Below are 7,228 nucleotides of genomic sequence, written 5' to 3' on the forward strand. Positions count from 1 at the left end.
GTCGTGTCGCAACAACAACCTCCCATCCAAGCCTCGGACGGACAACCTCCATAGCAACGACAACTAGGGCAAGCCGGCGGGCGACCAGAATATTGAGGAAGCGGCGGTACCGGTGATCCCACGGTCCGTAGCGGTATCGTACCATTAGGGCTTCGATGGTCAGCCTTTCGAAATCGTCCACCGGAATGTTCTTGGCGGAAACCCCGCGCGCGATAAGGGCTTTCTCCAAGCATGATGGATAGCGGAGCAGAAAATCAAGTTTCGCCAGCTTGGTGATGCCTTCAATCGCCGGAGCGTCCGGTTGCGAGAAAGCCTTGAGCAGGACGATGATGCGGGCAAGGTGTACGTCCTCGTCTTTGTCCAGCGCCGTAACGATCTCGACGAGGTCCAGGCTCATGGCGCGTTCTCGGCAGCATTGAATTGCGGCGACCACCACGTCTTGCATTGCTGCGTGAGAAGGCCTGCGGCTCCGATTAAATGCTCCGGACGGCACCCGTGGAGCTGATCGCGATCGTCCCTGACGCGCGCCATCAGGCGATCGGCAAGTAAGCCAAACATCGCCGAACCGTAAGGCCCGCCGCCCTTTTCGGCAGCGGCCTGCGCCTCGGCGGCTTCGAACTGCACCGCCGCGAGCACGTTATTGTAGCGCTTCGTTGCCTCGTTAACTCCGTACCTCCGGCTCCATTCAAGGAACAACGACTCGAAGGAGCGGACACGATCCTCAATATTTGTGACACGGCCGGCCTCGACGCCGCCCTTCGCCAGTTTGCGGAACGCGATCACCAGATCGGACGGTGCGTCGGAGGGCGTTACCAACGTCGAGACATTGATATCCTCGTAGGGCTTACCGCCGCCTTTGAACCGGTCAATGACACCGAGAACATCAGCCTTGCAAATGCGCTTCCCGGCGAGAAGCTGGCCATCGACCACTTGCGTCAGATCAGTTCCCGGAGCGTACAACTCCGTTATTGGTCCCCGCAGCGCCTTGGCGGACGCCTCACGCGCAAGCTGGACCAGCGCCTTCGCGATCGTGGCGACCGTGGCATAGGGCAATTCCTCCATGCCGGGACACTCGCAAAGTGCTTCCTTCACGTTGCTGCCTATATGGGTGATTTCCGCTTCGTGACCCCGAATCGTCGTCCTTAGAAGCGTGGCGGCCACGTTCTGGGGGCTGAGGCCGGTGCTCGCAGCGATTTCTTCGACATATTGGCGCATCGCGCTGTTTTCACGCAGGCCTTTGATACCGCCCCGTTGACGGAGCGTGTCGAGGAGCCACGGGAGGTTGTTCAGCGACTGCTCATTCTTCCAAAAGGAATGGTTGGTCGTGAAGTCGAAGCCTTCGAAACAGCCAGGGAATTTCTGGTCCAGTAGACAGAATTTTCCAAGAGCAATCGTGATCTGTTCATCGCCAGCCTTGAACGGCGGGAGCGTAATCTTGCGTGTCTTGATCTGGGTTCCTATGAACCTACCGGAAATCTTCTTTAGCAAAAAATCTTCTTGGTTCTCGCAGATAACCTCAACGCAATCGCCTTCTCCGGTAATGAGCCGGATGGCGTTTATCGCAGCGTAGGCATGCTGATAGTCAAACCGCGCAGCCACGTCGTCGCCGGAATCAGCTTTATCTAGAACCAGATCGGGAGATTTCACGATGTCAGCACATATTTCAGTTTTGAACCTAGTGAGCATGCTACACCATCACAGCCGCAAGTATGATCGCAAGCTGTAAACTGTGTTGTGCGCGATTCTCTGAGAACTTCCTGAACGGAAGGGATCGAATTGACCTTGATGCCGTGCATTGATTTCGGCCGCCTAAAGCCGGAAAAGCGCTGTAGAAATGAAGCGTATCGATGATCGAAGGCAAGAACGTTATCCCGTCGAACCTGGTGAGCCTGCATGATGGCGAGGAGCAGCTTCGCGAGAAAGCACTAGACATCGTCGCGGCCGACCAGCGGCTGCAGCTGCACCTTGTCATTGTCGAAGCCGCGATGGATCTCGCTGACACCTTTCGCCAGTTCGACACCAGCGATGAGGATCTGAAAGTCGCTCAGGTTCTCGGCATGCGGACGTTCAGTGCCTTCGGCGCGAGCCTGAAGCTGGCGCTTTCAGGGTACCATCAGAACTGCGCTCTGATTTTGCGCGACGTGCTGGAAACCGTCTTCCTGCTCAGTCTTTTCGTCGGTGACCGCACGCTCATTGAGCGCTGGCGTCTCGCGGACAAGAAGGCGCGCATGAAGGCGTTCTCGCCAGTGAAGGTGCGCGAGGCGCTTGACGCCCGCGACGGCTTCACCTCGAAGCGACGCGCCGAGATGTACGAGCTATTTTCCGAACTCGCCGGCCATCCCACCATGAAATCGGCATGGATGATGCGGCCGCAAAAGGATGGCAATGCCGTCATCGGCCCATTCATGGAGGCGACGGCTCTCGAAGCTGTGATCTCCGAGATGGGTCGACTTGCCGTTCAGGTGGGTGAACAGATCAACGCCTTCTTCCCCAATGACGGGGCTCCTGGCTTACCGAGCCGTTTGGCGTTTGCGCAACACAAGCGGGTCTGGCTCTCCACCTTTTACCCAGCCGCTTGAGACGAAAGCCGATGACAGATGTCTTACGATGATAACGCCGCACGCTCAGAGCTCTGGATCGAATTGCTGCGCGACTATGTGACGGTCGCCATTCAATTCACTCAGGAAGACCCCATCCACGTTGCCTCCAACGAGGAGCGGGAACTCGTCGCCATCAAGGCCGCACTCTATGCGCGTGCGTTGACGCTGTGCCAAGGTTCTCTGCTTCTCATCGAGAACGATCGACAACTCGATTTCCGCGTTCACACGCGGGGGGTGATCGAGGCGGTCATGTACCTTATCGCCCTAGACCGTGACGCAGCCTTCGTCACGAAGATGAAGGGCGACGACTACAAAAGCCGGCAATCACGCGCAGGGCGGCATCTCAATGCGCAGGACTTCAACGGCACTGCTGACGTCAGGCAACTCTTGGAGGAATTTCTTGCGCAAGGACTGCAAGGCGCCAAGGCAATCCAGGTATCGGCGCTCCTGAAGGGTAGTCAGTTCGACCGGCTCTACCGTACCTACCGGGACATTTCCGGCGACGCAGCACATGTCAGCATCACCTCGCTGAACCGCCACTATGTCGAGAACCCCGCGGATCAGTCGGCAAAACTGATCGTTCATCCGCCTCTCGACGACATCGAAATTCATGTGACCTTCGCCGAGCTTGGAATCTCGATGACGATCGCGATGCTGATCCTGATGAAGGTCAAGGCAAAGACAGACCTTTGGGACGAGTTTCAGGCATTGCTAGTCAGATACCGGGAGGTTGCGCGCGCCAGTACGACTCGTCGCCATGAAGCGGAAAATTATAGCCAGTAAATCGTAGTACCGGAGCCTTGTCGCATGTCCCACACCGTCCTCATCACGCCGGACAATCCCGCGCTCGCTGACCTGAAACTTTCTTGGGCTACGGTTGAATACTCGGCCGAGGACGGGATCGGCCCATTGCGGTCGCTGCATGAAGCCGGCGACGCGCTCGTAGCCGTCGGGATTTTGGATGGAGATGGGGCGACCATCCTGGGAAGTGGCGTCATGGTCGGCCCGGGCCTGCTTGTCACCGCGACCCATGTGCTGGATGAGTTTCCACGGCATGGAACGCCTCCGGTCTTCATGACGTTTCTACCGGGCGCGGCACGTGCTTGGCTTCCGATCGACGTGATCGCTTTGTCAAAACCCAGCGAGTTCGATGACCAGCGTAGGGTGGTCTCAGAACTGTCCCTCGTAAGCTGCGCCCTGAATTCGGAAGCGCATGCCAATTTTCCTCTGATGCTTGCGCCAATACAGATCGCGCTCCCACTCATCGGAGAGCGGCTGTGGGCTATCGGATTTCGGCATGAGGCGATCGAAGAGCGCGCCGCGCTCGTCACGCCGTTAATATCGTCCGGCCTGGTCACTGCGGCCTATCCCAACGGTCGCGGTGAGCGCATGGCATCGCCATGCTTCGAAGTGAACATGGACACAGTCGGCGGAATGAGCGGCGGCGCTGTCGTGAACGCCGATGGGTATCTCGTGGGAATACTGTCGTCCTCATTCGAGGGCGGCCCCTCCTACGTGACCTTGATCTGGGAGGCCCTTCGGCTCCGCGTCAAGGGCGCCGTTCCCAAGCTGCAAGCCCAAGAGACTGTCAGCCTGCTCGGCGCGAAGACTCTGGGGCTCGTGAAGCTCAAAGGCGATGTCCAACGGAACCCGTGGGGAGATCTCACCCTCAATCTGTCCGACGAGGAAACAAGACTGATCGCGGACTCGGTGGAAGTGTCGGCCAGGAACCCCGGGTTGAACGAGGACGAGCGCGAGCACTTTCTAGACGCATGGGGCAACGAATTGGAGTCGATGGGAAGCGAAGCCACCATCGCGGCGCTTGGGAGCCTGCCGCTTCCCAGGATGAGAGGTTTTCTCAGGGCAGCAGACATACCCGAGCAATGCCTTACCGCCATTGTGAGCTTTTCGGTCGAGGATTTCGAAGGCGTGGAGGACTTGGAACTCATATCAGCCGAGATCATCGAACCCGAACAAATCAGGATCGAATATTTCTTCCTGCTTCAGTCACTGATCTGGATGGTGGAGGTGTCGGGGGATGACTACCACCGGCACCGGCACGATTTTCGGGAGCACTTCATCAATGTGAGCGAGGAAGACGGAGTCGCGAGCATGGAACTCGTTCAACGCTGCTACTTCAAGGCGGCGACCGTCTTCGATCGGGATCGGGCGGCATTTTCTGACGTGTCGATCACCTCAAGCGCGATAAGACCGCGCCGCTCGACAAAGCGCAGCTAGTCGTTTGTAGCGTCCACTGCAGACCCAAAGAAAAGCAGGGTTGGGTCGCTGCCCAAATTGGACGCGCAGCTATACCTCCCGTGAGGGCTCCGAGAACGTCTGCCTTCAGGAACCTGTGATGCTGAAGTCAATCGCCGAGATGGGGACGCATTACCGACGATCGTTCAAACCACAACGAACGGCTGCTTCTGGGTCGAGGCAAAGTTTGCCTTAGTGACTTGGATGGAGTGCACATCGGTCGGTCCTTCGGGGGCAGTTCACATTGATGAAAGCAAATGGGGACCGTTTATCTTTGCCCGCCCGGCTTTGGCCTCCGCCCGCGCGTCCGCTTCCCTTGTGCAAGCCTCTCGAAATCAAGGCTTCGGAACATCGAGTAGTCGACCCGGCGGTCGAGTGTCGCATGCGCAATCTCGAATGCGCGGTCCTCGGTGATCGCCCTGAAGCCGTAGAGGTCGTGCTCGTTCTCGATCTTGTGCCCGGCTTGGAGGCGGCGATCACGCGAGTCGACCTTGGCGTCGCGCAGGAAGTCGATGTGGCCGCCGCGAAGGGAGTGGAAAACCTCGCGGCCGTTCCCCTGGACGCCGGCCTTCTTGAAGAGGCGCTGCATGTAGGAGCTGGCGCTCTTGCTCGGATCGGCCAGATGCGTCAGTTCCGGAAAGAGGGATGTCTGGCCCTTGGCCAGCGCCCAGTCCACGAAACCGATCTCACGCAGGAAGTCGTGCAGGATGAAGAAGGTGGTGCTCTGGTCGGTCTTGATCGGTACGCGGCGCCACACGCCGTCTGCCGTGAGGACGATGCCGCTGGTCTGCGCCACGAAGACGCCGGGGTACTTTTCGCGGACGTCGCTCCCCTGAAGGTGCACGAGCAGCCCGAGCCGCCGCCCGGTCAGGTCGCCCAAAAGCGGCAGGATCGCCTCGTCGAGCAGGCCCCCCTCGACGCCGGTCCGGAAAATCCTGCTCTTCTGCTCCGAGCTCAATGGTTCGGTCGATTGCTTTGGCGCTGCGGTTTCGGGGTAGTTCAGCCTCGCGTTCAGAAAGGGGTCTGGATATTCGTATTCCGTCATCTTGTACCGGATGATGGATCGAGCCGTCGTGACATAGCCATCCTCGAGCGCCGACCGTTTCAGCGGCTTGAACCTGAGATCGGCATTGGCTGCGAGAATTTCGCGCGGCGACTTGTCCGACGGCCTGTGGCGGTCTTGTGCGGGCCAGTGCGTCATTAGGGCGATGTAGGCCTGAAGGTCGGCTGCCGTGTAGGTGTCGACGGGATGATCCCCGATCAGGTCGAGGAAAATCCCCAAACGCATCCGCGCCGTCTTAATGTCCTTGTGGCCTTCTCCCAGTTTGACTTCGCGGGCGGCGAAGTACTCCTCGGCGACTTCGCTGAGAGGCGGGAGGTCCGACGGTTTGCGCGCCACCCTGCGCCTGTCGAGGCGGAAGGCAGGAATGATCTTGCCGTTCTCGTCACGATGGATCCGGACCGGCGACGCCTGCTCCCGGTCCGAAACCGCAGCGCCCTGAACGAGCACTGTGGTTTGCTTCAGCGGCAGGTCGCCAGAGAAGGGCTTGGCTGCATCTGGGGGCCGGACAGGCGTCGTGCCTGGATCGGCGGTAAGCGTGGCTGGAATGTCGTCCGGGCACGGCTGGGGGGCCATCTTCCTTATGCCTTGGACGAGATCGACTGTCTCCCTGATCCGGGCAATGGACTGCGCCTTTAGCATCTCGGCATTGTCCACGATGAGCGGATTGCCTTCGCTGCCCTTCGCAAGTTCGCGGTTTAGCGCGACGAGACCGCGGATGCCTGCGAAGCCCGGCTCCTGGTGCGGAGGCGTTGGCGGCGGAGCTCCCTCGAGCAGGCTTTTCATGGCCATGAGGTAGCCCTTGACCTCAGCGGCTGCCATCTCGGGAGAAACGTCGCCGCCGTCATCGTCTGATTGGCAATCCTGCATCCGTGCCGTCCTGATCTGCTCGAAGCGGATGCGGGCGAGCGCTGCCAGCAGTTCCGCCTTCACCCGCGCCTGTCTCGCCGTCAGCGGACCGAGCCCGATGCGCAGCGTGCGCGCGGGCGATCCGCCGATGTCCTCGGGCATCCTGATCTGAAAAAGACAAACGGACCCTGAGCGAACGAGGTACTTGCCCGGCGAGCCGTTCCTCGGGTTGCCTGGATCGGCCGGATCCGGCCTCCGCCGTGCCGCCCCGGACGATAAGTCCAGCGATACATCGGGGGATACGTTACGCGATACGTCCACCTTCCATCTCCCTTGGTCGGGAGCTGCCGGGAATGATTTCCCAAACGGATCAGGCAGTTAGCGCGAATTGGGGAAGAGTCCTGAGCGACCCGAGACATAGGTGACGGAACGTACCGGACACATGGGTAACACTTTCCGTTTT

At 59.5% G+C, this 7,228-nt stretch carries 5 protein-coding genes and 1 pseudogene; 3 read left to right on the plus strand and 3 right to left on the minus strand.

Going from position 1 to position 7,228, the window contains the following annotated elements:
* A pseudogene (locus EJC49_RS24540) lies at nt 1–397 on the minus strand (hypothetical protein); the annotation flags it as partial.
* Entirely contained in the window at nt 394–1,686 is a 1,293-nt protein-coding gene (locus EJC49_RS24545) for a dsDNA nuclease domain-containing protein (RefSeq protein ID WP_126702559.1), read from the minus strand. The gene EJC49_RS24545 and the pseudogene EJC49_RS24540, both read right to left, overlap by 4 nt.
* 161 nt (nt 1,687–1,847) lie before the next feature.
* Here EJC49_RS24545 and EJC49_RS24550 point away from each other — a divergent pair, with 161 nt between their 5' ends.
* Genes EJC49_RS24550 through EJC49_RS24560 form a run of 3 tightly spaced genes read left to right on the plus strand, consistent with a single transcriptional unit; the run spans nt 1,848 to nt 4,838 of the window.
* On the plus strand, nt 1,848–2,579 hold the full coding sequence (locus tag EJC49_RS24550; RefSeq protein ID WP_126702560.1) for a hypothetical protein: 732 nt from the start codon (nt 1,848–1,850) through the stop codon (nt 2,577–2,579).
* Between the two features lie 18 nt (nt 2,580–2,597).
* The gene (locus EJC49_RS24555; RefSeq protein WP_245453552.1) at nt 2,598–3,383 is read left to right on the plus strand and encodes a DUF5677 domain-containing protein; all 786 of its coding nucleotides are present in this window, start codon (nt 2,598–2,600) and stop codon (nt 3,381–3,383) included.
* A gap of 24 nt (nt 3,384–3,407) precedes the next feature.
* Nucleotides 3,408–4,838, plus strand: coding sequence for a trypsin-like serine peptidase (locus EJC49_RS24560; protein ID WP_126702561.1), 1,431 nt, complete (start codon nt 3,408–3,410; stop codon nt 4,836–4,838).
* Nucleotides 4,839–5,124: 286 nt separating this feature from the next.
* On the opposite strand, the gene EJC49_RS24565 is transcribed toward EJC49_RS24560, so the two are convergent.
* Nucleotides 5,125–6,927, minus strand: a complete 1,803-nt coding sequence (locus EJC49_RS24565; RefSeq protein WP_126702562.1) for a site-specific integrase — start codon at nt 6,925–6,927, stop codon at nt 5,125–5,127.
* Nucleotides 6,928–7,228: the final 301 nt, after the last annotated feature.

Origin of the sequence: Aquibium carbonis (assembly GCF_003970795.1) — a bacterium.
GTDB lineage: Bacteria > Pseudomonadota > Alphaproteobacteria > Rhizobiales > Rhizobiaceae > Aquibium > Aquibium carbonis.

Bases quoted from the DNA above. Each gene is read 5' to 3' on its own strand.
- EJC49_RS24545 (WP_126702559.1), bottom strand. From the start codon at position 1,686: ATGCTCACTAGGTTCAAAACTGAAATATGTGCTGACATCGTGAAATCT.
- EJC49_RS24550 (WP_126702560.1), top strand. From the start codon at position 1,848: ATGATCGAAGGCAAGAACGTTATCCCGTCGAACCTGGTGAGCCTGCAT.
- EJC49_RS24555 (WP_245453552.1), top strand. From the start codon at position 2,598: ATGTCTTACGATGATAACGCCGCACGCTCAGAGCTCTGGATCGAATTG.
- EJC49_RS24560 (WP_126702561.1), top strand. From the start codon at position 3,408: ATGTCCCACACCGTCCTCATCACGCCGGACAATCCCGCGCTCGCTGAC.
- EJC49_RS24565 (WP_126702562.1), bottom strand. From the start codon at position 6,927: ATGCCCGAGGACATCGGCGGATCGCCCGCGCGCACGCTGCGCATCGGG.